Raw genomic sequence first — 2133 nt, 5'->3', positions numbered from 1 at the left:
CCCCCCCCCCCCCCCCCCCCCCCCCCCCCCCCCCCCCCCCCCCCCCCCCCCCCCCCCCCCCAAGGCCGCCAAGAAGCACGGCGTAAGCCGTGCGGCTGCGGGCGCGGGAGAGTTGCGGGATTGAGATTGGTGCCGGGCCTGGTCCATTTGCGTTGCGGTACGCGCAGGCGGCAGACAGGGAGGGTCTTGCCGGCAGCTGGACTGTTAAAGGCTGCCGCAGGACGAAGCGGTCCCGAAGCTGTGCCCGATCGGGTTTACTGCCTGCGCGGCTGCAGGATCAGGGCGCGGCCGCCGGCGGAGCTGCGGCGGTTGCGGCGGATGGTGCGGGCTTCCAGCCGGACCTGGCCGTAAAGGACAATAATCAGCGTGGCGAGGGCGATGAGGCAGGCTTCCAGCATGTCAGATCGCCGCGCGGCGCTGCAGCCGCTCCTGCACCAGCCCGGCCAGCGTGGCGGCGTCCTGGGTGAGCGGCTTGCCTTTCTGCCGCGAGCGGGCCAGGCGGTCGGCGGCATCGGCCAGCGGCCTGTCGCCGGCGCTGCGGGCAACGCCGCCCAGGAACTGCGCCAGATAGGCCAGGGTCTTTTCCTCCTGCCCCATGTTCAGCACATCGGCGGCGTGGGCCATGTCGTCGCGGTAGGCGATCAGGTCCGGCTCCACCGTTTCGTCGTTCAATGCGCGCGGGCCGCAGGGCTGGCGGTCTGCCGGCATGCCGGACAGCACCGCCTGCTGGAAGGCGGCGAGCGAGGTGATCGGTTTTTCCAGGAAGCCGCCGGCGCCTGCTTCGAGTGCGGCCGCCGCCAGATTGGGGTCGCCGGAGGTGGCCAGGATCACGCTGGGGCGCGGGCTGGCGTCGGCCAGTTCGCGGATCAGGTCGAGGCCGGAACCGTCCGGCAGCCCGACATCGGCGATCAGCACCGACGGGCGGTAGACCTGCAGATGGCGGCGGGCGGACTTCAGGCAGTCGGCGCGGCGGATGCGGGCGCCGCTGCGCAGGCACAGAAGGCGCAGCGCCTCGCAGGCGAAGCGGCTGTCCTCGACCACCAGGATGGTCAGCCCCAGAAGCGGGCGCCGGCTGGCTGGCAGGCGCTGGGCGGCAGCAAACAGTTCCGAATCGTCCATAACGCATCCTCCTTGCGGGATATGTTCCAACGCTAGGGATTCGAGGCTAATTACTCGTTAACGGGGCGTGCGCAGGAGCGGCACGGACGCCGACGTGCGGATTGGCGCACTTGCCGCGGCGCAGCAAAGCCCCCATAACCGCTGCGGAGGAATGTTTGTGAGAGGAGCACAACAAAGATGATCGGCCGCTTGAACCATGTTGCCATTGCTGTCCCGGATCTGGAGGTGGCATCGGCGCAATACCGCAACGCGCTGGGCGCCAAGGTCGGCGACCCGCAGGATGAGCCGGATCACGGCGTCACCGTGGTGTTCATCGAACTGCCCAACACCAAGATCGAGCTGTTGTACCCGCTGGGGGACAATTCGCCGATCAACAGCTTCCTGGAAAAGAACCCGGCGGGCGGCATCCACCATGTCTGCTATGAGGTGGAGGATATCCTGGCGGCGCGCGACCACCTGAAGGCGCAGGGCGCGCGGGTGCTGGGGTCGGGCGAGCCGAAGATCGGCGCCCACGGCAAGCCGGTTCTGTTCCTGCATCCCAAGGATTTCAACGGCTGCCTGGTGGAACTCGAGGAAGTTTGACGCTATGAGCGTCCTGCCCCGGCTGCGGGGCAGGGCAAACCGGAGGAGCCAGCGCCATGGGCATTACATCAGCAATCGTTCTGTATGCGGTGATCTGGTTCATGACCTTCCTGGTGGTCATCCCGATCCGGCTGGAAACCCAGGGCGACAGGGGCGACGTGGTGCCGGGCACCCATGCCGGCGCGCCGGAAAAGCACTTCCTGAAACAGAAGGCCTGGATCACCACCGGCGTGGCGGCAGTGCTGTGGGCCATTATCTGCGCGATCGTCATCTCCGGCGTGATCTCGGTGCATGATTTCGACTGGATGGGAATGCTGCCGGAGCGGCAGTGATCCGTCTCGGCACCAGACAATCAAGATAGCAGGACCTCCCGCCCGGCTTGAAGGCATTGAAATGCTTCCGTCCCGGTTTGGGCGTGGCGGGGGGGGGGGG

The 2133-nt window shown here is 67.8% G+C and carries 4 protein-coding genes; 2 read left to right on the top strand and 2 right to left on the bottom strand.

The genetic code is table 11. The features are described from left to right. Positions 1–254 precede the first annotated feature (254 nt). Both AC58NV_RS23535 and AC58NV_RS23530 read right to left on the bottom strand, forming a co-directional pair. A complete protein-coding gene (locus tag AC58NV_RS23535) occupies positions 255–398 on the bottom strand; it encodes a hypothetical protein (protein ID WP_497229306.1) in 144 nt (47 codons plus the stop codon). 1 nt (position 399) lies between these two features. Then, positions 400–1119: a response regulator gene (locus AC58NV_RS23530; protein ID WP_497229305.1), complete on the bottom strand. Its 720-nt coding sequence runs from the start codon at positions 1117–1119 to the stop codon at positions 400–402. A 177-nt stretch (positions 1120–1296) separates the two neighbouring features. Between AC58NV_RS23530 and mce the strand changes: the two genes are divergently transcribed. Together mce and AC58NV_RS23520 are read left to right on the top strand one after the other, a co-directional pair. Next, complete coding sequence (mce, locus tag AC58NV_RS23525) at positions 1297–1701, top strand: methylmalonyl-CoA epimerase (RefSeq protein WP_497229304.1); 405 nt, start codon at positions 1297–1299, stop codon at positions 1699–1701. Positions 1702–1757: 56 nt separating this feature from the next. Further along, positions 1758–2033, top strand: coding sequence for a DUF1467 family protein (locus AC58NV_RS23520; protein ID WP_366659072.1), 276 nt, complete (start codon positions 1758–1760; stop codon positions 2031–2033). The last annotated feature ends 100 nt before the right edge of the window (positions 2034–2133 follow it).

The sequence above is a fragment of the Leisingera sp. ANG49 genome, assembly GCF_059694505.1.
The sequence above is the reverse complement of the archived record's forward strand: the minus strand, read 5'-3'. Positions and strand labels throughout refer to the sequence as shown.